Genomic DNA, 23,433 nt, shown 5'->3' with positions numbered 1-23,433 from the left:
CAAAAGGTCACAATCACTACATGACATAGCGTGATGCATGCGGCACAATAACCAGATAATTATTTATGAGTGTATGAAATAACGCATGAGCGAAGTGAGCAAACAGCCCCAATTTATTCACCTACGTGTCCACAGTGACTTTTCGATGATGGATGGTCTCGCAAAGGTTAAGCCTATTTGTGAAGCCACAGCAGCGAAGGGCATGCCTGCGTTAGCGTTAACTGATCAAATGAATATGTGTGGCTTAGTTCGTTTTTATCGGACGACCCATGACCAGGGATTAAAGCCAATTGTAGGCTGCGATCTCTGGCTGCTGCCAGAAGGCTGGACAGCAGACTCACAAGATGAGCCTTTTCGGTTAACGGCTTTAGCAATGAACAATGAAGGCTATCAGCAACTGACGCAATTGATTAGCCGCGGCTATTTAGCGGGTCATCGTAGTGGCAAGCCTTGTATAAATAAAGAATGGCTTGTTGATCATCAGCGTGGTTTGTTGCTTCTGTCAGGTGGCCGCGAGGGCGACATTGGCCGTAAGTTGCTGCAAAATCGTGCGGACGAAGCGCGCGAACTGTTAGCTTTTTATCAACAACATTTTGCCGATCGTTTCTATCTTGAATTACTGCGAACGGGTCGCCCCGGTGAAGATGAATACTTGCATGCGGCGGTTGCGTTAGCAGCGGAAAGTGACGTGCCTGTTGTTGCGACCAATGAAGTAATGTTTTTGCGCGCTGAAGACTTTAATGCGCATGAGGTGCGTGTTGCGGTATCTGACGGCTACACACTGGACGACAAGCGTCGCCCGAAGAAATACAGCCCTGAGCAATACTTAAAAAGCGCAGACGAAATGCTTGAGTTGTTTAGCGACATTCCAGAAGCATTAGCAAATACTGTGGAAATTGCGAAGCGATGCAATGTCACGGTCACACTCGATAAACACGTATTGCCTGAATTCCCAACTGGCGGTATGACCACCGAAGACTTTCTGGTTAAAAAGTCTATTGAAGGTTTGGAACAACGCTTACAGGTTTTATTCCCTGACCCGGAACAACGCCAGCAGAATCGTGCTCCCTACGATGAACGCCTCAAGATTGAACTCGATGTTATTAACCAAATGGGTTTTCCTGGTTATTTCTTGATCGTAATGGAATTTATTCAGTGGTCAAAAGATAACAATATTCCAGTAGGCCCGGGGCGTGGTTCCGGTGCAGGTTCATTGGTTGCCTACGCGCTTAAAATTACCGATCTTGACCCATTAGAACTTGATTTGCTTTTCGAACGGTTCTTGAACCCTGAGCGGGTATCGATGCCCGACTTCGATATCGATTTCTGTATGGATCGCCGTGATGAAGTTATTGACCATGTTGCCGACCTCTATGGCCGTGAAGCGGTGTCCCAGATCATCACGTTCGGTACTATGGCGGCAAAAGCCTCAATTCGTGATGTTGGTCGCGTATTGGGCCACCCCTACGGTTTTGTTGATAAAATAACCAAGTTGGTCCCCGGAGATCCGGGTATGACACTTGAAAAAGCCTTTGAGATAGAGCCTCGCATCGTCGAAATGTACGAACAAGATGACGACGTGCGCGAAATCATCGACATGGCGCGTATTCTCGAAGGGGTTACGCGTAATGCCGGTAAACATGCGGGTGGTGTTGTTATCGCACCGGAACGCATCACTGATTTTTCCCCTCTTTATTGTGATGATGAGGGCAAGCAACCGGTTACGCAATTCGATAAGAATGATGTTGAAGCTGCTGGCTTAGTGAAATTTGACTTTTTGGGGCTACGCACACTGACGATTATTCAGTGGGCCTTAGACATGGTTAATGCTAATCGTCAGCGTGATGGTCAAGAGCCCATCGACATTAATCACATCCCTTTGGATGATCCACGCTGTTTTTCCCTACTTAAAAAGGGCGCAACCACTGCGGTATTCCAGCTTGAATCTGCTGGTATGAAGCAACTGATTAAAAAGCTGTTGCCTGATAGCTTTGAAGACATTATCGCATTGGTAGCACTGTTTCGTCCGGGGCCATTGCAATCGGGCATGGTTGATAACTTCATTGACCGTAAGCACGGACGTGAAGCGATTTCGTATCCTGATAAAGACTATCAGCACGAATTACTGAAGCCTATTCTGGAGCCAACCTACGGCGTAATTTTATACCAAGAACAGGTCATGCAGATTGCACAGGTACTCGCTGGTTATTCACTGGGCGGCGCTGACTTGTTGCGCCGAGCAATGGGTAAAAAGAAACCCGAGGAAATGGCTAAACAGCGTGCTGTTTTTGAAGAGGGTGCGCGTAAAAATGGCATTGACGGTGAGTTAGCGATCAAGATATTCGACTTGGTCGAAAAGTTTGCCGGTTACGGTTTTAACAAATCGCACTCCGCGGCTTACGCGTTAGTTTCGTATCAAACCCTGTGGATGAAAACCCATTATCCCGCTGAGTTTATGGCAGCGGTTATGTCCGCAGATATGGATAACACGGATAAAATCGTCACCTTAGTTGATGAATGCGAAAATATGGGTATCAAATTACTGCCTCCTGACGTGAATAGGGGCCAGTATAAGTTTACCGTTGATGCAGAACAGTCCATTGTGTATGGAATTGGTGCGATAAAAGGCGTTGGTGAAGGCCCGATAGAAGCAATATTGGCCGCACGTGAAGAAGGTCCGTTTACCGATTTATTTGATTTCTGTTGCCGTGTTGATCTGAAGAAGCTCAACCGGCGTGTCTTGGAAAAGCTGATAAAAGCTGGCGCGATGGACTCGTTGGGCCCACATCGGGCTACCATTATGGCTACGCTAGAAAAAGCCATGCGCCAGGCCGAGCAACATGCACGTGCTGAAGCGATAGGACAGAGTGACTTGTTCGGCGTACTGACGACGGCTTCCGATGATGTTCAAATTGAACATGAGTTTGTTCAGGTTGCCCCTTGGCCCGAAGGAATGTGGTTAGAAGGCGAACGTGAAACGCTTGGGCTATACTTAACGGGTCATCCGGTAAACCGTTATCGTGCTGAATTAAAAAACTATGTGCCGGCGGTGTTAGCCAATGTGCGACCAACGGGACGGGATCAGACAACAACGGTAGCAGGCCTGGTTGTTGACGTTCGCACCATGCTAAACCGACAAAATCAACGCTGGGCAATTGTGACCTTGCATGATAAAACAGCGCGGTTTGACGTGCGATTCTTTGCTAAAGATTATGAAAATTTTCAGCACATGCTCGAAAAAGACCAGATTTTAGTGGTAAAAGGAGAGGTCAGCTTTGATGATTACTCCTCTGCCAATACAATGACGGCACGTGAGGTGATGACCATTGTCGGAATGCGTGAGCAATACGCAAAAACGCTTCGCCTCACACTTCGACAAGAGCAATTAGAAGGGCATGGTTTAACGCAACTTACGCAGTTGTTAGAACCATTCAAGCAGGGCTCATGCCCGCTGCACATCCGTTATGTGCGTCCTGATTTAACGGCAGAATATGTGGCGGCCACAGAATGGTATGTGACCCCAACCGATGAATTGTTGTATGAGTTGCAACAGCGCTTTGGAAATAAAGCGGTTGAACTCGAATTTTAGTGGCAAATGGGAGCCATAATGAGTCTTAAATTTTTAGATTTTGAGCAGCCTATCGCAGAACTGCAGGCGCAAATCGAAGAATTAAAAGCAGTTGGCGCAAAAGGCAACTTTGATATTTCACTCGAAGAGGAAATTACAAAGCTGCAAGAAAAACGTGAACAACTCGTCGAAAAAATCTTCGGTGATTTGGGTGCATGGCAAGTTGCGCAATTGGCACGTCATCCGTTACGTCCGTACACGCTTGACTACATTAAGCACATCTTTGATGATTTTGATGAGCTAGCTGGGGACAGAACCTTTGCCAACGATGAAGCTATCGTAGCGGGTACAGCACGCCTTGATGGCACTCCAGTAATGGTTATCGGGCATCAGAAAGGTCGTGAAACCAAAGAAAAAATTCGCCGTAATTTTGGTATGCCGAAACCTGAGGGTTATCGCAAAGCGATGCGTCTAATGGAAATGGCAGAACGCTTTAAAATGCCAATTATTACCTTTATTGATACGCCAGGGGCATACCCGGGTATCGGTGCTGAAGAGCGCGGTCAGTCTGAAGCTATCGCCCGTAACTTAAAGGTTATGTCGCGCTTAAATACGCCAATCATTTGTACGGTAATTGGTGAAGGCGGTTCCGGTGGTGCGTTGGCGATTGGCGTTGGCGACCGCGTCAACATGCTGCAGTACTCAACCTACTCGGTGATTTCACCAGAAGGCTGTGCGTCAATTCTCTGGAAGAGTGCAGAAAAAGCACCGTTAGCAGCCGAAGCTATGGGTGTTACCGCGCAGCGTTCGAAAGAATTGGGTTTAATCGATTCAATCATTGCAGAGCCAATTGGCGGCGCGCACCGTGATCACGAAGAAATGGCGCGACGTTTGAAGAAGCAATTGATTGCAGATTTGGACGCACTGGTTAATTTAGATAGTGCAGCTCGCCTTGAACAACGTTACCAAAAGTTGATGTCATTTGGTTACTGTTAAGTGGAGTGATTCGCGTTGAACAATGCGACTACTCGCCAAATAAATAAAGGGGACAGTGCTGACACTGCTCCCCTTTATTCGTTATTTAAAGAACGATTATTAGCCTTAAGTCTAGCTGCTAACCAACAGATTATTGCCTGTTTAGGTGGTGGTGCGGACTCACAGACGGTATTGGATTTACTGGACCGATTTCGACAAGAATTTCCAAATTATCGCTACTTAGCGATTCATCTTGATCACTCATTCCATCCCAGCTCGGCAACTTGGGCTAAAGGGCTTCAAGCGGACTGTGAGCGCCGAAAATTCCCGATGATTTGCGAAGTGCTGCCGGTAGCAACTGGAGCTCGGGTAAGTAAAGAAGCGGCTGGTCGCGAGGCGCGCTACAGACGGCTAGAAGCAATTGGCGATGCCAACGCTATATTTTTGCTAGGTCAGCACCGCAATGATCAAATCGAAACCTTTCTGCTGCAACTAAAGCGCGGGGCGGGGCCGAAAGGACTCGCTGCGATGGCAGCAGTCAGCCGAAAAAATGGTCAGACTTGGGTGCGTCCGTTATTAGATATCAGTAAACAAGATATCTATGGCTACGCCCGTGCAAAGCAGTTGCACTGGATTGAAGACGATACCAATTATGACATCAGTATTGAGCGAAACTATTTGCGCCATGAGGTTATCCCTAAATTAGAGCAACGCTGGCCCCAGTTCGGTAATTCGGTTTTGCGAAGTGCGCAGTTATGCGCAGAAACACAACATTTGCTTGAGCAATTGCTGCATGATCGGGTCGCACCGCATATTGATTCTGAATGCCGACTAGCTACGCGTTGGCTGCAAGACGCTTCAGCCGACCTTCAACGCGGTGCCTTGCGGTATTGGTTACAGGTTTGTGGTGCACAAACCCCTTCTTATGCTCAGCTTGAGCAGTTACGCACGCAAATGCTACTCACCACAAACGACGCGCGCCCAGAAGTACGTTGGGGGCATTGCAAGGTAACCCGGCACACTGCCGATAATAAAGATCGTTTATTAACTTTAACTGAGCAATCTAGCTAGCTCGGTTTAACGCTTGCAAGGAAGACGATGGATCAGCGTAAAGCGATTCTCTATGCATTGGCCGCAGTGTTGTTGTGGTCAACAGTGGCGACAGCATTCAAGCTGGCGCTGCGTTACCTTAGCCCGTTGCAATTACTTAGTATTGCAGCCCTTACCAGCCTATTAACCTTTGCAATAATTCTGACCATACAGCAGCGTTGGCGTGAAGCCATTCAAGTAGGGCGCTCGCGTGCAGGGTTCTATATTGGGCAAGGGTTTATTAATCCTGCCGCATACTATTGGGTTCTATTTGCTGCTTACGATCAGTTGCCAGCACAGCAAGCCCAAGCTATCAACTATACTTGGGCGATTACCATGTCGCTGTTAGCCGTGCCATTTTTGAAACAATCGCTAACACGCAAAGAATTACTGGCCATGTTACTGGCATATGCCGGGGTGTTTTTAATCGCCACTGGCGGTGCTTGGGACTTTAGCCAAACGAACTGGACGGGTATTGGCCTTGCTCTATTCAGTACCTTGTTGTGGGCCAGCTACTGGTTAATGAATACCAAGAATACAGATAAACCCATACCGGCGTTGTTTTGGTGTTTTTTTTGGGGCAGCATTTGGTTAGTTTTATTTAATGGTGTTAACGCATTGATTTTTGACACACCAGCCAATTGGTCTATACCTTGGGCTGGGGTTTGGGCGGGTGTCTATGTGGGACTGTTTGAGATGGGGCTCACCTTCTTTTTGTGGCTCACAGCCATGCGATTAGCCACAAAAACGGCGCAAATTTCTACCTTAATATTTTTGAGCCCGTTTATATCATTGATATTAATCTATTTTATACTTGGTGAAACCATTCAAGTAACCACACTGATAGGCTTATCATTGATTTGTGTTGGGCTTTATCGGCTAAGGGAATAAAAGTGAATAGTGGATTTACGGACATACTCTTACTGCTTGCGATGGCCGTTGTGTTGGTTTGGGCATTTCGCAAAATCAAACTACCGGCTATCTTGGCGTACCTTGTTGCTGGCATTGTTGCCGGGCCGGATGTATTGGCTTGGATATCTGATCCTGATGAGTATCATTTTGTCGCCGAGCTCGGTGTCGTGTTGTTGCTATTTTCACTTGGTCTTGAATTCTCTTTACCCAAAATGATTGCCATGCGTGGCCAAGTGTTTGGCCTTGGGGCCGGACAAGTTGTGTTGTGTACTGCGTTATTCGCCGTTTTAGCTGTTTTCTTTGTTAACGACTGGACCACAGCGTTCATTGTCGGCTGTACCTTGGCACTATCTTCAACAGCTGTCGTCATCAAGCAACTTGGCGAGTCGTCGCAATTAACCTCAAAGAAGGGGCAACTGACGGTTGCGGTGTTGTTGTTCCAGGATATTGCCGTAGTACCCATGTTGATTATTATTCCGTTACTCGCCTCAAATAGCGATATATCAATGTGGGAGAGCCTTGGCTATGCGCTGCTAAAGGGCACCGGCGTGGTCATTGTGCTGATGGCCATTGGCAAATGGGTGTTACCGCATGTTTTTCGAGAAATAGCTAAGTTGCGAACTGACGAGTTGTTTGTTTTGGCAACGCTGTTGGTAGCCCTCGTTGCAGGGGGGATGACTCATTTATTTGGTTTATCGATGGCTCTCGGTGCCTTTTTGGCGGGAATGATGTTGGGCGAGAGCAAGTATAAGCATCAGTTGGAAGCAGATATCCGGCCATTTCGCGATATCTTGATGGGGCTATTTTTTATTACCGTAGGCATGCAGTTAGACTTTAATGTGTTTGTCGCGAACTTGCATTGGATTATCGCAATTGTAATTGCCGTGGGCCTTATAAAGCTGTTTGTGGTACGCGCATTAGCTGGGATTATGGATGAGCGCAAAGAAGATGCGTGGGGTGCCGGTTTAATGTTGTTCCAGATGGGAGAATTTGGTTTTGTTCTCGCGTCGCTGGCGTTAAGTTTCCAATTGCTCGAAGCGAGCGTCGCATCGATGCTGGTTGGGGTAGGTGTGTTTGGTATGGCGCTTACGCCGCTGGTTATTCAGCGCTGCCGTAACGTCGTTGATTTCATCTTACGCAAGCAGGACGAAGACGATGGTGTGGGGTTGCCGCAGCCAAATGATGAGCGCTCACGCGTACTCATTTTGGGGTTCGGTCGTGTCGGCCAGACCGTTGCGCGCTTTCTAACCAATGAAGGAATTGATTACCTCGCTATTGATCATGACGCGAAACGTGTGCAAGAAGCTGTTGCGGGCGGTTCAAAAGTGTTCTTTGGCAATGCCGTAAGGCGCGATATTCTGCAGGCCGTGCATGCAGATGAAGCTGAATTAATCATTATTAGTTTTGCTGACGATGAGCGAGCACTCGATGTGCTAAAAGCAATTCGCCATATAAATGAGCATGCCGAAATTATTGTACGTAGTCGCGACGATATGCGTCTAAAAGCTATGATGGAAGCGGGAGCAACGCAGGTTGTGCCCGATACCTTAGAAGCTAGCCTGATGTTGGTGTCCCAAATTTTAAGTCGTTCTGGTATTCCAATACGAAAAATTCTTTCACGCCTCGATCAAGCACGCCGGTCACATTATGGTGAAATGCATGGGTTTTACCCAGGCGAAACCACGGATATGAATCCGGAAAAGCTTGATCGTTTACAATTTTTACATGCGGTCGCGCTGCCTCAAAATGCGTTTGCATGCGGTAAAAAGCTAATTGACCTCGCTCTGGATGACCTAAATTTGCAGATCAAATCAGTACGCCGTGGTGATCAAGAGTTTTCCGAAGTACATGGTGACTTTGCGTTACAACACGATGATGTGGTGCTGCTTGCCGGTGGGCCAAGAGCTATTGAGGCTGGCGAGAGTTACTTATTAAACGGATAGCGAAGTTTGTTTACAACTGCTAACACATTGTTACTAACGGATTACTGGAGACTTCGTCATACTAGAGACTGAAAAATTTAATTTTTGCGAAAGACTCATTCATGGAACCGAGACGTCATGGCATTTAAAAAACGCGCTTTATTACCACCTCTTATTCTTCTTGTCGCTATTCTCTTGTTGGTGGCGATGATTACCTTGCGCCCGCAACCTCCTGAGCGCTCCAATGAACGACCGCCAGTGCTTGTTGATGTGTTGGAAGTACAGCCAGAAACAGTGCGTTTTAAGGTGTCCGGTCAGGGTAACGTAAAACCGAAGCATATGACCAACCTGGTGACACAGGTAAGTGGTCAAATCACCGAGGTTGCTGACAATTTTGTGAACGGCGGCTTTTTCAAAAAAGGTGATGTGTTACTGCAGATTGATACCGCTGACTATCGTGTTGCGCTGCAGACAGCCAAAGCCTCTTTAGCACAAGCGAAGGCTGGACTCGCAGAAGAGAGTGCACGTGCTCAAGTTGCTAAAGAAGAGTGGGAATCGCTGCAAATGGGCGAGATTCCATCACTGGGTATTCGTGAACCTCAGGTAGCAAGTGCTGTTGCGGCAGTTCAGTCCGCAGAAGCTGCAGTCGCAAAGGCAGAACGTGACCTTGATCGAACTACTGTTCGTGCGCCATACGATGGTATTTTGCAGAGCAAGAATGTCGATATTGGTCAGTTTGTGTCAATGAATACCCAAGTTGGTTTGCTATATGGCTCAGAGGTGGCTGAGGTTCGCGTGCCACTGAGCGATCGTGACCTTGCATACATTGACTTACCTGAGTCAGGCCATGAAGGTGCCTATCCGCAGGTTATGTTGACCAGTGACGTTGCTGGAACTGCATATACATGGCGTGGAAGTTTAGTGCGTAGTGAAGGCATCTTAGATAGCAATAGCCGCGTTATTTATGGCGTTGTGGAAGTGGAAGACCCGTACAACCAAGAATCAACATTGCACGAAGTGCCATTGCGCTTTGGTCGTTTTGTTCAATTAGTTATTGATGGTCTCGAAGCAGAACAAGTTTTTCGCGTACCACGCTATGCATTATCGATTGACGACAAATTATGGGTCGTGGACGAAGAGCGTCGTATTCAGAAACGTGACGTTAATGTAATGCGTGCTGAAGCCAATTACGTAATCATCAACGAAGGCTTAAACGGTGGCGATATCGTCGTATTAACTCAGCTATCGAACGCGCTGCCAAGCATGAAGGTTCGTATTCCTGGTGACCCTATTATCGAACAGCAAGAAACACCAGATTCGGAAACCGCTGAAGTAACAGGAAGCAACTAATGAGCCAATACGATATCGATCCCAAAAAGGGCATCATCGCGTGGTGGGCAAATAATACTGTTGCTGCCAACCTGCTGATGGCGTTGATTATTATTACCGGTATTTTCATGACGGGACAGGTGCGCAAGCAAATGTTCCCAGAGATTGAATTGAATGTTATTAGCGTACAAGTGCCTTTCCCCGGCGCTGCGCCACAAGAAGTAGAGCAAGGCGTTATCGTGCGCATTGAAGACGCAATTGAAGACGTCAACGGTATCGAGCGAGTTACCTCTACAGCGCGTGAGGGCGGCGGTTCAGTTTCTATTGAAGTGGAAAGTGGCTATGACGTGCAAGTAGTCATGGATGAAGTGAAAATGCTCATCGATGCTATCCCTAGCTTTCCACAGCAGATTGAAAAGCCGAATATTTACCGCATACGTCCGCAGCGACAAGTTATCTGGATTAGTATTTTTGGTGAACTCGAAGAGGGGCCGCAAAAAGAGCTGGCTAAGTCGATTCGAGACGACCTGAAAAACATCGGTGGTATCACCAAAGTTGAAGTAGTTGGGGCGCGTGATTATGAAATTTCAGTCGAAATTTCTGAAGCGGATTTACAGCGTTACAATTTAACCTTCCAAGAAATCGTTGCCGCAGTTCGCGGCACCTCGCTTGACGTTGCGGGTGGCTCAATCCGTACTCCGAATGGCGATATTTTACTGCGCGCAAATAATCAGGCTTATGTGGGCGACGAATTTGAAAAAATAGTTCTGATCAACCGGCCTGATGGAACACGTTTAACGCTTGGTGATATTGCTAAAGTGCAAGATTCATTTATTGAGCGTCGCCGCTTTACTCGTTTTGATGGTGCATCAGCAACCTTTGTTCGGGTTGATTCGGTCGGTGATCAGAACGATTTAAAAATAGCCGAAGTGGTTCGCAGCTACGTTGAACGTAAACAAAAAGAGTTGCCACCACAGATTGAAATAGCGCACTGGGGGGATTCATCCTACTACTTGAATGACCGCCTCGATTTGATGATTGATAACATGCTGTTTGGTGGTGCGCTGGTATTCATTATGCTGGCCTTGTTCTTGCAGTTGCGACTGGCATTTTGGGTCATGGTTGGCATTCCGCTTTGCTTCTTAGGAACCATAGCGCTGATGCCATTACCCATGTTCGATATCTCAATTAATATGATTTCTTTGTTCGGCTTCATATTAGTGCTGGGGATAGTGGTCGATGATGCCATAGTCATCGGCGAGAGCGCGTATTCTGAAATTGAAAAGAATGGCAAGTCAGTTGATAACGTGGTTATTGGCGCTAAGAAAGTTGCAATGCCAGCCACTTTCGGGGTGTTGACGACCATGGTCGCCTTTATACCTATGCTGATGGTTGAAGGGGGGATGGGTGCAATTTGGGAATCGATCGCTTGGGTGGTCATTCTGTGCTTGGCCTTCTCTTTGATTGAATCGAAGTTTATTTTGCCGGCGCACATCGCCAAGATGAAATTCTCAAAAGACGGGTTGCAGAAGCAAAACGGATTTCAGCGTGTTCGAAATAAGATATCTGGTGGTTTGCTGTACTTTGCAAAAACCTACTATCAGCCGTTTTTGAAGAAGTGTTTGCATTACCGCTATACCACGCTTGCTGCTTTTGTTGGTTTGTTCATTCTTGCCATTGGCCTGATCGCTGGCGGTACAGTGCGTTGGGTGTTCTTCCCCAATATTCCAAGTGACTTTATTCAGGCGCGCGTTGAAATGCAGCCGGGCGCTTCAGAAGAATCGACCATTCGCACGTTACAGCGTATTGAAGAGTCGCTGATGAAAGTTGATGCGAAAGCCGAAGCTGATAATGGCGATAATATTGTTAAACACACCAATATTTGGATGAACGGTACCACCAGCGGAACAGTTTTTGCTGAATTAGAAAAAGGTGAAAACAGAAACTTGGACGGTTTCGCCATAATTAATAATTGGCGCGAAACAACGCCGGATATGGCTGGTGTTAAGGCATTGAATTTCCAAGGTAGCATTGGTGGCGGCGGCGGTTTTGACGTCGAATTCCAACTTACTGGCGATAATCTGGAAGAGCTGGCTGCTGCAGCAACACTACTGAAGCAAGACTTGGGGCAATTCGATGGCGTGTTCGATATTGAAGACACCTTTGGCGAAGGGAATGATGAAATCATTCTAGAGCTAAAGCCGCTAGCAACTGCAATGGGTATCACCTTACAAGAACTAGCGAATCAAGTTCGCTATGCGTTCTATGGTGCCGAGGCGCAGCGTCTTCAGCGTGATGATGAAGAAGTGAAGGTTATGGTCCGTTATCCATTATCGGAGCGTCAGTCAGTTGGTAACCTCGAAGATATGAAATTACGCACCGCTGATGGTTCGTTGATTCCATTCACCGAGCTAGCCGACATACGCTTTGCAAAAGGCTATAACACCATTACCCGTATCAATCGCGAACGTTCGGTGAACGTTCGGGCGCGTGTCGATAAGGACAAAGTTCAACCATTTGATATTGTACGCCAGGTTCGTGAGGACAAAATTCAGCCTATTTTAGATCGCTACCCTTCAGTTGGCTTCCAGCTTGAAGGTGCATCACAAGATGAAGCTGAAGCAACAAACTCACTTGCGATAGGATTCTTATTGGCGTTGTTTGCGATTTACGCATTGATGGCAATTCCGTTGAAATCTTACAGTCAGCCGCTCATCATCATGTCGGTTATACCGTTCGGTATGATAGGGGCGGTAGTTGGCCACTGGGTTTTAGGCATGCCAATATCGATTTTAAGTTTGTTCGGTATCATTGCGTTGGCAGGTGTTGTCGTTAACGACTCACTGGTTATGGTGGACTACGTGAACCGAGCTCGCTCGGAAGGTGAGAGGCTACGTAAAGCGGTTGCTGAAGCTGGGGTTGCGCGGTTTCGGGCAATTATACTTACCTCGTTAACCACGTTCTTTGGTTTGCTGCCCATAGTGTTAGAAAAGAGCCTACAAGCCAAAATCGTTATCCCAATGGCAATTTCGTTAGCATTCGGTATTTTGTTTGCAACAGTTATTACATTATTGCTGGTGCCATGCTTGTACCTGATACTTAACGATACGCGTCGGGGTATGAAAACCATGTTGAGTTGGTATGGTCTCGCGAAGCCACCTGAACCGAAATCAGAACAACACAATTCCGTCACATAATGTTAAACTATTGACCTTAAACTAATATGAGCTAGCAGCAATTGTGCTGCTAGCCTTGTATGCATAGGAAGGTCATGCATGAATTTGGCGCTCATCGACATTGTCGCATTAGTGTTTTTCGTGACTGTGTGGTTCACCTACACGCAGTTTGCTCGAATCCGAGCCCGTTCTACCTATAGTCTATCCCATATCTTGCGCCAACTTCGTATCGACTGGATGCGTACGTTAACGCGCAAAGAACATCAAATTGCGGATGCTGCTCTATTAGGCAATGTGGAGCGCACAGTAACGTTCTTTGCATCGTCTACCGTACTGGTGTTAGCCGGTGTGCTAACGCTTCTGGCGTCAGCCGATAAAGTTGTGGAAGTGCTTCGTTCTATTCCTTATACAGCTGATACATCGCCTGACAAAGTGCAGTTTAAGCTAGCAGTGTTGGCGTTGATGTTTGTTTTTGCTTTTTTCAAATTCACTTGGTCTATTCGTCAGTTTGGCTTTGTTTCAGTGCTTATGGGGGCTGCCCCCCAATACCGGTCAACTGACTTTGATGATGAGCAACGCGAAGTGTTCGCGCGGCAGACGGCCAAAGTAATCGATCAAGCAGGGCATGAGTACAATAATGGCTTGCGCGCTTACTATTTCGCTTTGGCCTTTTTCTGTTGGTTCATTCATCCGTATCTGTTTATTTGCTCCACCGCAATTGTAGTTCTCGTGCTGTATCGCCGTGAATACCGTTCAAAGGTTTTACGTGCATTGCTTGCCACGAAAGGGTGGGAGCCAGGTCCAATTAAAGAAAACGGAGATTCGCAGTGACACTTGATGTATTGAAGTGGACAATCGCCACATATTTTAACGAATTAGGTCAGCAACTTAATGATCTGCCACCCGTTTTAGGCCCCTACGAAGGTGAATCTCTCATAGGCGCTGAGCAGCCAGTTATTGGCGGGCATGCCGAATTTTGGGATGCTGGTGTTGTGGTGATTGAGCCGGACGAGCCACAAGGTAAGGACGTGATTATTTCCTGCGCTGTGCATGGTGACGAGACGGCGCCAATTGAAATGGTCCGTGATATGTTGCATGACATTTTTGCAGGCACATTGCAGGTTAAACAGCGCACGTTATTCCTCATTGCAAACCCCGCAGCCATTGTAAATGGCACCCGTTTTGTCGACATAAATATGAATCGACTGTTTAGCGGAGCGCACCACAAAGGCACCACGCCAGAGCATCAGCGCGCGGAAAAGCTTGAGCAGTACGTAACGCGTTTTTATAAGCAAAAGCAACGATTCCATTATGATCTTCATACGGCGATTCGCGACTCTGCTCATGAAAAATTTGCGGTTTACCCATTTACCCATGGTGCGCCATACAAAAAAGAGCAATTAACCTTTTTGGCGCAAAGCGGTATCGACACGATATTGTTGAATCAAGCTCCGACGACAACATTCAGTTATTACAGTGTCCGCGCGCACAATGCAGATGCGTTTACAGTTGAGTTAGGAAAGGTTCGTCCGTTTGGTGAAAATGATATGACGCGATTTGCCACTGCTGACGCTATGTTCCGTAAACTTATTAGTACAAATGAACTTGAACTACCGGCATTTAATGGGGCACGTCATCACGTGTACGATGTGTGCCGCACCATTGATCGGACTCAACAAAACTTTCGTTTAAACTTCCCGGATGATGTTGCGAACTTCACGGAGTTTGAGCAAGGTTACCTGCTAGCAACCGATGGTGACACCGAATATAGGGTTGAACAGGCGGGCGAGCGGATTATATTTCCAAATGCCGATGTGGCAATTGGACAACGTGCTTTGTTAACTGTTGTTCCGGTGCCAATCGATAAATTAGAACTGGTCTGATTTTGTGTTTTTATGATGCACGCTGTTTGCATGTCAGTTGACGTGAAGGTAAAGTGTGCGCAATTTTTCTTAGAACGAGAAAGTTATGGCGAAAGATAAACAACATCAGTTGGACATCGTGACCAAACCGGAATTTTTAGACGGTTCGGCGTTGAAAATTCCAATGTTCCAAATCCTCGCAGAGGATGGCACGATTCGTAAAGGCGCTGAAGCTCCAGCAATGGACAAAGAGTTAGCGTTAAAGATTTTCGACACGATGCAATTTATCCGCATTCTTGACGAGCGCATGATTGCAGCGCAGCGCCAAGGGCGTATTAGCTTCTATTTGTCTTCACTCGGTGAAGAAGCGGCGAGCATTGGCTCTGCTGCAGCACTTGATGATGGCGACATGATCATGGGCCAATATCGTGAACAAGGCGCGTTAGCATTCCGTGGTTTCACGGTTGAGCAGTTCATGAACCAGTTGTTCTCGAACGAACGCGACCTCGGCAAAGGCCGTCAGATGCCAGTGCATTATGGTTGTGCGGACTTAAACTTCATGACCATTGCATCACCTTTGGCAACGCAAATTCCACAAGCGACTGGCTACGCATATGGCCAGAAAATGGAAAAGTCAGGTAAATGCACCATTTGCTATTTCGGTGAAGGCGCCGCCTCAGAGGGCGACTTCCACGCTGCATTAAACATGGCAGCAGTTTATAAGGTTCCAGCAATATTCTTCTGCCGTAATAACGGCTATGCAATCTCTACGCCTTCGCAAGGCGAGCAATATGCTGGCGACGGCATTGCTCCGCGCGGCGTTGCCTATGGCATGAAAACGATTCGCGTTGATGGCAACGACTTGTTTGCGGTTTATCAAGCTACGTTGTTGGCACGTAAACTGGCTGTTGAAGAGAATGAGCCAGTGCTAATTGAAGGCATGAGCTACCGTATGGCAGGGCATTCTACGTCAGACGACCCAACCGGTTACCGTACTCGTGAAGAAGAAGATGAGTGGCGTGCAAAAGATCCTGTTGTCCGCTTCCAAAAGTGGTTGCAGAAACAAGAGTGGATTACGGAAGAGCAAGCGCAAGAAAATTATGACAGTAAAAAAGCAGCCGTATTGGCAGCTTTGAAGTCAGCGGAAACGGTTCCTGTGCCGCATATTGATGAAATTATCAATGACGTATACGACACGCCTCCGAAACACCTCAAGCAACAACTTGAGGCGCTTAAAGCGCATATTCGCAAATATCCGGATGCTTATCCGAAAACAGCGTCGCGTATTGACGGAGGTGAGAAGTAATGGCCAAGATGAACCTGTTACAAGCCATCAATAATGCACTTGATATTGCGATGGCAAAAAGTGAAAAAGTTTACAGCTTTGGTGAAGATACCGGTTCCTTTGGTGGTGTATTTCGAGCTACGTCAGGGTTGACCGAAAGGTATGGTCGCCATCGTAACTTCAATACGCCGCTAGTTGAGCAAGGCATTATTGGCTTTGCCAATGGGTTGGCTTCGCAAGGCAGCTATGCCATTGCTGAAATTCAGTTCGGCGATTATATCTTCCCTGCGTTTGACCAAATCGTAAACGAGTCAGCAAAGTTCCGTTACCGCTCAGGTAACGAATTTAACGTAGGTGGTTTGACGATTCGTACACCGTACGGCGGTGGTATTGCCGGTGGTCACTATCATTCGCAGTCACCAGAAGCTTACTTTGCGCATACGCCAGGCCTTAAAATTGTCATGCCTCGTAACCCATACATGGCAAAAGGGTTATTGCTCAGTGCAATTTTTGATAAAAACCCGGTGCTATTTATGGAGCCAAAACGCCTTTACCGTGCATCGGTTGGCGAAGTTCCAGAAGAAGAATACACGTTAGAACTTGGTAAAGCCGATATCGTTAAAGAAGGTAAAGATATTACCTTGCTGGCGTGGGGTGCTCAGGTTGAAATGGCTGAAAAAGCAGCTGAGCTCGCCGCGAAAGACGGTATTGATTGTGAAATTATCGATCTCGTCAGTATTTTACCGTGGGATGTTGAAACCGTTGCAGAATCTGTGCGCAAAACTGGGCGTTTAGTTGTTACCCAAGAAGCGCCAATTACCGCTGGTTTCGCCAGCGAAGTGGCTTCAACAATTCAAGAAGAGTGCTTCTTGTACCTTGAGTCACCTATTGCTCGGGTGTGCGGCTTAGATACTCCGTATCCATTAAGTCACGAAAAAGAATATTTTGTTGATCACCTGAAAGTTTACGAAGCGATTAAAGCTTCGATGACCTATTAAGAGGCCCATGACATGAGTAAAGATTTTATCTTACCAGACATCGGCGAAGGTATTGTCGAATGCGAAATCGTCGAGTGGTTGGTCAAAGAAGGCGACACCATTAAGGAAGACCAAGCCGTAGTTGATGTCATGACCGACAAAGCGTTGGTGCAGATTCCAGCGAAAGAAGATGGTGTTGTCGCTAAGTTGTACTATGCAAAAGGTGACATTGCCAAGGTGCATGAGCCATTATTTGCAATTGACTCTGGCAATGACGACGCGGGTACTGCCGCTACTGAAGGCGCGAAAGAAACTGCGAAAAAAGAGCAACCAGAAGCTGAAACTGAAGGCTCTGGCTCAACAGTTACTGACTTTATTCTGCCAGACATTGGCGAGGGTATTGTTGAATGTGAAATTGTTGAGTGGCAGGTAAAAGAAGGCGACACCATTGAAGAAGATCAGGCCGTTGTCGATGTGATGACCGATAAAGCTTTGGTGCAAATTCCAGCCAAAGAAACAGGTGTGGTTGAAAAGCTTTATTACAAGCAAGGTGACATTGCCAAAGTGCATGAGCCGTTGTTTGCAGTTCGAGTAGCGGGCGGAGCGAGCTCAGATACGTCGTCTGCTGACGCTGTAAGCGCCAAACAGGATTCATCTGAAACCTCGGTTAGCAAACCAGCAGCAGGCACGTCAGAAGCGCCTGAGCCTGCGCGTCAGGGTAAGGCCATTGCTAGCCCAGCCGTGCGTCGCCGTGCGCGCGAGTTGGACGTTGACTTGAGCAAGGTGGCAGGATCTGGAGCCAAAGGCCGCGTCATGAAAGAAGACGTTGAAGCTTTTGCCAGTGGCGATCAATCCAGCGAAACCGCAACGCGTAAAGCAGAATCAACCGCTGCGGCGAGCACCACGCCTGCAACGGGCAATACCCGTGTGGAACCGATTCGTGGCGTGAAAGCCGCCATGGCGAAGCAAATGATGAAGTCGGTGAGCACGATTCCGCACTTTACATATGCTGACGAATTCGACTTAACCAACGTTATTGCGCTGCAGAAGCAATTGAAAGAACGCTATGCCGATAAGGGAATTCGTATCACCATGATGCCGTTCTTTATCAAAGCGTTATCGTTGGCACTCAAAGAATTCCCTGTTATGAACGCGCAGGTTAATGATGATTGCACTGAAATTACGTACTTTGATGACCACAATATTGGTATGGCAGTTGATACCAAAATTGGATTGTTGGTACCTAATGTAAAACAGGTACAAAACAAGAGCATCATTGAGGTAGCCCAGGAAGTGACGCGGTTAACGCAAGCGGCTCGTGAAGGGCGTGTTGCCCAGGAAGATATGAAGGGTGGAACAATTTCCATCTCAAATATCGGTGTTATTGGCGGAACGGTTGCTACGCCGATTATCAACAAACCGGAAGCTGCGATAGTTGCGCTGGGCAAAGTACAAGAACTGCCGCGTTTTGATGCGCAAGGTAATGTTGTGGCGCGTAAAATGATGACTGCAAGCTGGTCAGGTGACCATCGCATCATTGATGGTGGCACCATTGCGCGCTTCAATAAACTGTGGCAAGAGTTCTTGGAAGACCCAACTAGCATGTTAGTGCATATGAGTTAATTTTAGGTTGGTTATTCATTGTAAAAAAAGGTCAGCGCTGCTGACCTTTTTTTTTGTGTTTTTATTGAATATGTTGACTAAAGACTTGCGTCTTATTGTCGATAATTGAATACTGGTTAAAATATCAAGACAGGTAACACATGGATTTTCCGGATTCAATCAAACAGCAAACTTGTATGGACTGCCTCAGTGGACAGTCACTTGGTTTTGAAATTCGCATGGCGTTCCAACCCATCGTTGATTGGGATAAAAGACGGGTTATCTCATATGAAGCTTTAGTTCGCGGACCAGAAGGTGAAGGCGCAGGTTGGGTATTTGAGCGTATCAACGAAGATAATCGTTATTACTTTGACCAAGCTTGCCGGGTTAAAGCGATTGAAACGGCAGCCCGCTTAGGCTGTGACACGTATTTAAATATCAATTTCTTACCCAATGCTGTTTATAATCCTGAAACCTGTATTAAAGCGACTATTGAAGCAGCTGATTTATATCATTTTGACATGACCAAGCTAGTTTTCGAGGTTACTGAAAGCGAACAAATACTGGATAAAGACCATTTGCAGGACATTTTTAGCAGCTACGCTAAACGTGGATTCAAAACTGCTATTGATGATTACGGTTCCGGTTTTGCCCGGCTCGACTGGTTAACTGACTTGAGGCCGGATATATTAAAGCTAGACATGGCGCTGGTCCGAGATATTGAGCAGCATCCAGCGAAGCAAGATGTTATTGTCGAAGTCATGCAGCAGTGTCACTTACAAGGCACTCAAGTGCTCGCCGAAGGCGTAGAAACAAAAGAAGAACTGAAGTGTTTACGGGGTCTTGGCTTGAATTTATTCCAAGGCTATTATTTTGCCAAGCCAGAGCTCGAGGCGTTAGCTGCAGTGCCTTTTGAGAAACTTCTAGCTGAATGTGACTAACCTATAATTATAAAAATATGGCAGTGACTAGCGCATTAACTTGGTTTAGATGGCCTACTTCAACGTATGCAGTTATTGCGTTCTATTGCCTGTTTTTTAATCCGGAGTCGTTTGCTCAAAACGTAAACGATATACTCGCTCGCCCCACCCCCGAAAAACCTTTGAACGAATATGCGTTGCGCTCATGGACAACGCGCGATGGCTTACCACACAACTCGGTAAATCGTATTACCCAGTCCGAAGAAGGGTATTTATGGCTGGCGACTTGGGAAGGTCCTGTTCGTTACAACGGCCGTGATTTTACGGTATTTGACGACATCGATGAAACCAAAATGCCTGAAGCTGGTGCTCTTGATATTACCATTAATCCGAATACCAACGATATCATTGTAGCAGGCCCTCGCGGGGGCTTAGTGACCTTTGACGGCGACACCTGGCAGCCCTATAAGGTGGGTTCGGCATACGTTTTTGAAACCGTTATTGATAGCAATAATCAAATGTGGGCAGCAACTGGAGCGGGTGTTTATCGTGTTAGTGCTGATGGAAATCACCGGCATTATACGGTCGCTGATGGTTTACCCGATGTTGCAGCGTTTCGTCTGTATCGTTCAGAGCAAACCGAGCATCGAGGGCCTACAATTTGGGTCGGCACGCGCGAAGGTTTGGCGTACTGGGATGCAGAAACTGACCGGTTTATTCAAGAGCGATCTATTCCAAGCTCGCAGGTACGTGCCATACGAATGATTTCGAATGGTGTGATGTTAGTTGCAAGCGACGACGGCTTGTTCTATCGACGCCCCTTGGAACAGGACTTCAATGTTTGGCCACAACCTATTCGTGGGCCGATTACCGAAATTAAAGAAGGATCTGACGGATGTTTATGGGTGGGGACCTTTGAGTACGGCTTAGGGCGCATTTGTAATACAACACAAGAATGGATAAGCCTTCAGGACGGTCTGCCTAATTCGCACGTATTGGATATCTTCCGTGATCGTGAAGACAATATTTGGGTATCGACACACGGTGGCTTTGCCCAGTTACGAAAAGCGCTATTTACCAGCTTTACACCAAATCACGGATTACATGGCGCGTATGTGCGGTCGGTCAATACAGATGCTGAAGGTAATATTTGGGTCGGCACAAATGATGGGCTTAGCCGACAAACAACAAATGGCTTTGAACCTGTAAGCGGTAACCCAGTGTTAGAGGCGCTTTCGGTATTGAGTATTGTTCCTGCAAGTACGAGCAGATCGGTTGTTTATGTCGGCTCTTATACAGAAGGGGTTTTGCAACTTACAGACGGTAATGTCACGGCCCAGTTAAGTCGTAAAAATGGCTTAATTAGTAACGAGATTCGTGTGGTTAAGCCTCTAACAAATAGCCCCTACATTTTAGTGGGAACCCCTGACGGGCTTTACGTTGCAGAAGAAACAGCAAATTCGTTGCGGGTTGTAAAACGCTATACCAAAGCCGATGGTATGGCATCAGATTTTGTGACGTCTATCACCGAAGACAGCGATGGCGGATTATGGGTAGGCTCAACCAATGCGTTAAGCTACTTTGCACCGTTAGAAGGCGCCGCCAGCTGGCAGCCTGAACCTATTGATCTTGCATTGTTCACCGATGCGCGCAATATTTTCGCGGGCACTTTTCATGCCAACCGAATATGGTTGGCAACCGCTCATGGCGTGATTACACGCTCGATGGAAGAGGACGACTGGCGTTGGCTGTCCCGCGACCAAGGCTTACCCTTCGATAAGCATTTTACGATCGACTTTGATGCCGACAACAATCTCTGGTTGGGTGGTTCTCGCGGTGTACTGCGCATATCCGACGGTGAGTTAAGTGCTTGGTTAAACCAAGAGCTAGAGCGGGTGAACTATAAGTTATTTACTGAAGCTGACGGTATGATTAGTCGGCAGTTAACCACAGGTGGGCCTGCGTCCACGATTGATAGCAACGGTCACATCTGGTTTGCATCCGCAATGGGAGCCATTAAGGTAAACCCTGAGCTGGTTGAAGAACACGCAGTTGAATCGCCTGTAGCAGTTATCGAATCGGTGACTTCAGATACCGGAACGCTAGCGTGGAATGACACGCTAGCCCCAGGGAATACCCGTATAGGCTTCCAATATGTGGGCTTGGGGTATCACATGCCCGAGCATATTGAATATCAGGTGCGGATGATAGGCTTTGATCAGCGCTGGATTGACCGCGGAGATACCCTGCAAACTGAATATACGGCGCTACCGCCAGGGCAATACACTTTTTCAGTGCGCACCCGTTATCCCGGCGGAGATTGGTCGGCCGCAACGGATTTTAAATTTACTAAAGCCGCCTATTTTTATCAGAAGCCTTGGTTCTGGTTTATCTCGGTTCTCGCAATGATTACGTTAACGAGCACTGTGGTGCATATTCGCATTCGCAGTTTAAAGAACACACGCGCACGTTTGCAGGCGATGGTACGAGAACAAACCAAAGAATTGGAAGCGTTGGCATTACAAGACTCATTAACAGGCCTGGCAAACCGGCGAGCTTTCGATCAGCAACTCGCACGCGAAGTGCAAAATAGTGCGCGACACAATACACCGTTAACCATAGCCTTGCTTGACCTGGACTTTTTCAAACAAATTAATGATCGTTTCTTGCATGCCGGTGGGGATATTATTTTGAAGCAAGTGGCTTTATTCATCGCAGACTCTGTGCGCGAAGTTGACCATGTGGCACGATGGGGCGGTGAAGAATTTGCAATCATCTTCCCGCAAACCGCGATGGAAGAAGCAAGTCAAGTGGTTGAACGTATTCGCTTAGGAATTGAGGCAATGCGCTTTGATAAGGTGGACTCCAATGCACGTGTTACGGTTAGCATTGGCATAACGGCCTTATTACCGAACATAAGTGCAGCACAACTACTTAAACAGGCCGATCGGGCTCTTTATGAAGCGAAAAGTAAGGGCCGTAACCGTATTGTTCGTGGCTACGGCGAGAGTTGAGTGCTGAGGCGAGTTAGCGGTTAGCAATAATCTTACGAACTAAACCGGGGAAAAATCGTTGCAAAAATGGTGCAAGTTTTGACATCCCGGAACCCACCACCACTTCAGCTTTACCTTTGGCAATAGCTTCAAGTGATTTACGGGCGCACTCTTCTGCAGAAATACCGCCTGCATTATCTGGGTCTTCGTGCCCTAAAGCCGAACCGTCACCAGTTAGCGAGTTGTGAGCAACTTGGGTGTTGATGAATCCCGGTAAAATGGAGGTGACAATCAACCCATATTGGGTCATCTCAGCGCGTAAGGCATCCATAAAGCCAATAACACCAAATTTCGCACCGTTATACCCGCTACGCAGTTTAGTACCAACCTTGCCAGCTACACTAGAGACCGTAACAATCTGCCCAGCTCGGCGTTCTACCATGCGTGGTAGCACCAATTTGGTTAGTGCAATGACACCGAAATAATCGATTTCCATTAATTGACGATAAACTGTCATGTCGGTGTCTAGAATAAGCGAGCGCTGCGATACACCTGCATTGTTGATCAAGATATCGATGACTTGATCGCCTAAGGCTTGTCCGGCGGTTTGTGCAGCCAGTTCAGGCTGACTTAAATCGAGCGCCAAAACCTGATGACGTTCTGGGTGAGCAAGTTCTTTGCGCACCTGCTCTAAAGCGTCGCTTCTGCGTGAAGTGAGAATTAAATGTGCACCAGCAGCAGCAAGCTGCTGGGCCATGGCTAAACCGATGCCCGAGGAGGCACCGGTTAACCATACGGTTTTACCTTGAAAGTAGGTCATTAA

15 protein-coding genes are annotated in these 23,433 nt (G+C 47.1%); 14 read left to right on the top strand and 1 reads right to left on the bottom strand.

The genetic code is table 11. The features are described from left to right. The first annotated feature begins 85 nt into the window (after positions 1–85). The 14 genes from dnaE (at position 86) to EGC76_RS05170 (ending at position 22,631) form a co-directional block, all read left to right on the top strand. Positions 86–3,589 (top strand): DNA polymerase III subunit alpha, encoded by a 3,504-nt coding sequence (gene dnaE / locus EGC76_RS05235; RefSeq protein WP_128351956.1) that lies wholly within the window; start codon positions 86–88, stop codon positions 3,587–3,589. Positions 3,590–3,607: 18 nt separating this feature from the next. Continuing rightward, a complete protein-coding gene (accA, locus tag EGC76_RS05230) occupies positions 3,608–4,564 on the top strand; it encodes an acetyl-CoA carboxylase carboxyl transferase subunit alpha (RefSeq protein WP_128351955.1) in 957 nt (318 codons plus the stop codon). 15 nt (positions 4,565–4,579) lie between these two features. After that, a complete protein-coding gene (tilS, locus tag EGC76_RS05225) occupies positions 4,580–5,614 on the top strand; it encodes a tRNA lysidine(34) synthetase TilS (RefSeq protein ID WP_128351954.1) in 1,035 nt (344 codons plus the stop codon). A gap of 27 nt (positions 5,615–5,641) precedes the next feature. After that, positions 5,642–6,523, top strand: coding sequence for a DMT family transporter (locus tag EGC76_RS05220; protein WP_128351953.1), 882 nt, complete (start codon positions 5,642–5,644; stop codon positions 6,521–6,523). A gap of 2 nt (positions 6,524–6,525) precedes the next feature. Continuing rightward, entirely contained in the window at positions 6,526–8,487 is a 1,962-nt protein-coding gene (locus EGC76_RS05215; protein ID WP_128351952.1) for a cation:proton antiporter, read from the top strand. A 117-nt stretch (positions 8,488–8,604) separates the two neighbouring features. Next, positions 8,605–9,816, top strand: coding sequence for an efflux RND transporter periplasmic adaptor subunit (locus EGC76_RS05210; RefSeq protein ID WP_128351951.1), 1,212 nt, complete (start codon positions 8,605–8,607; stop codon positions 9,814–9,816). Further along, positions 9,816–12,992: an efflux RND transporter permease subunit gene (locus tag EGC76_RS05205; protein WP_128351950.1), complete on the top strand. Its 3,177-nt coding sequence runs from the start codon at positions 9,816–9,818 to the stop codon at positions 12,990–12,992. The genes EGC76_RS05210 and EGC76_RS05205 overlap by 1 nt, the downstream gene beginning before the upstream one ends. 78 nt (positions 12,993–13,070) lie before the next feature. After that, a complete protein-coding gene (locus EGC76_RS05200) occupies positions 13,071–13,802 on the top strand; it encodes a DUF599 domain-containing protein (protein ID WP_128351949.1) in 732 nt (243 codons plus the stop codon). After that, entirely contained in the window at positions 13,799–14,854 is a 1,056-nt protein-coding gene (astE, locus tag EGC76_RS05195; RefSeq protein ID WP_246013906.1) for a succinylglutamate desuccinylase, read from the top strand. Before EGC76_RS05200 ends, astE begins: the two co-directional genes overlap by 4 nt. A gap of 85 nt (positions 14,855–14,939) precedes the next feature. Continuing rightward, positions 14,940–16,139 (top strand): thiamine pyrophosphate-dependent dehydrogenase E1 component subunit alpha, encoded by a 1,200-nt coding sequence (locus EGC76_RS05190; RefSeq protein WP_128351948.1) that lies wholly within the window; start codon positions 14,940–14,942, stop codon positions 16,137–16,139. Then, positions 16,139–17,116 carry an alpha-ketoacid dehydrogenase subunit beta gene (locus EGC76_RS05185; protein ID WP_128351947.1) on the top strand — a complete coding sequence of 326 codons (978 nt, stop codon included), beginning with the start codon at positions 16,139–16,141 and terminating at the stop codon, positions 17,114–17,116. Before EGC76_RS05190 ends, EGC76_RS05185 begins: the two co-directional genes overlap by 1 nt. Before the next feature lie 12 nt (positions 17,117–17,128). Continuing rightward, the gene (locus tag EGC76_RS05180) at positions 17,129–18,718 is read left to right on the top strand and encodes a dihydrolipoyllysine-residue acetyltransferase (RefSeq protein ID WP_128351946.1); all 1,590 of its coding nucleotides are present in this window, start codon (positions 17,129–17,131) and stop codon (positions 18,716–18,718) included. A gap of 140 nt (positions 18,719–18,858) precedes the next feature. Continuing rightward, positions 18,859–19,638: an EAL domain-containing protein gene (locus tag EGC76_RS05175; RefSeq protein ID WP_128351945.1), complete on the top strand. Its 780-nt coding sequence runs from the start codon at positions 18,859–18,861 to the stop codon at positions 19,636–19,638. 17 nt (positions 19,639–19,655) lie between these two features. After that, positions 19,656–22,631 carry a ligand-binding sensor domain-containing diguanylate cyclase gene (locus EGC76_RS05170; protein ID WP_128351944.1) on the top strand — a complete coding sequence of 992 codons (2,976 nt, stop codon included), beginning with the start codon at positions 19,656–19,658 and terminating at the stop codon, positions 22,629–22,631. Between the two features lie 13 nt (positions 22,632–22,644). Here EGC76_RS05170 and EGC76_RS05165 read toward each other — a convergent pair whose 3' ends face one another. Next, positions 22,645–23,430 (bottom strand): SDR family oxidoreductase, encoded by a 786-nt coding sequence (locus EGC76_RS05165; protein ID WP_128351943.1) that lies wholly within the window; start codon positions 23,428–23,430, stop codon positions 22,645–22,647. Between the last annotated feature and the right edge of the window lie 3 nt (positions 23,431–23,433).

Origin of the sequence: Pseudidiomarina gelatinasegens (assembly GCF_004025325.1) — a bacterium.
Taxonomy (GTDB): domain Bacteria; phylum Pseudomonadota; class Gammaproteobacteria; order Enterobacterales; family Alteromonadaceae; genus Pseudidiomarina; species Pseudidiomarina gelatinasegens.
The sequence above is the reverse complement of the archived record's forward strand: the minus strand, read 5'-3'. Positions and strand labels throughout refer to the sequence as shown.

What these genes read in the sequence shown, in the direction of transcription:
- dnaE (WP_128351956.1), top strand. Translation starts at nt 86, where the DNA reads ATGAGCGAAGTGAGCAAACAGCCCCAATTTATTCACCTACGTGTCCAC.
- accA (WP_128351955.1), top strand. Translation starts at nt 3,608, where the DNA reads ATGAGTCTTAAATTTTTAGATTTTGAGCAGCCTATCGCAGAACTGCAG.
- EGC76_RS05220 (WP_128351953.1), top strand. Translation starts at nt 5,642, where the DNA reads ATGGATCAGCGTAAAGCGATTCTCTATGCATTGGCCGCAGTGTTGTTG.
- EGC76_RS05210 (WP_128351951.1), top strand. Translation starts at nt 8,605, where the DNA reads ATGGCATTTAAAAAACGCGCTTTATTACCACCTCTTATTCTTCTTGTC.
- EGC76_RS05205 (WP_128351950.1), top strand. Translation starts at nt 9,816, where the DNA reads ATGAGCCAATACGATATCGATCCCAAAAAGGGCATCATCGCGTGGTGG.
- EGC76_RS05200 (WP_128351949.1), top strand. Translation starts at nt 13,071, where the DNA reads ATGAATTTGGCGCTCATCGACATTGTCGCATTAGTGTTTTTCGTGACT.
- EGC76_RS05190 (WP_128351948.1), top strand. Translation starts at nt 14,940, where the DNA reads ATGGCGAAAGATAAACAACATCAGTTGGACATCGTGACCAAACCGGAA.
- EGC76_RS05185 (WP_128351947.1), top strand. Translation starts at nt 16,139, where the DNA reads ATGGCCAAGATGAACCTGTTACAAGCCATCAATAATGCACTTGATATT.
- EGC76_RS05180 (WP_128351946.1), top strand. Translation starts at nt 17,129, where the DNA reads ATGAGTAAAGATTTTATCTTACCAGACATCGGCGAAGGTATTGTCGAA.
- EGC76_RS05175 (WP_128351945.1), top strand. Translation starts at nt 18,859, where the DNA reads ATGGATTTTCCGGATTCAATCAAACAGCAAACTTGTATGGACTGCCTC.
- EGC76_RS05170 (WP_128351944.1), top strand. Translation starts at nt 19,656, where the DNA reads ATGGCAGTGACTAGCGCATTAACTTGGTTTAGATGGCCTACTTCAACG.
- EGC76_RS05165 (WP_128351943.1), bottom strand. Translation starts at nt 23,430, where the DNA reads ATGACCTACTTTCAAGGTAAAACCGTATGGTTAACCGGTGCCTCCTCG.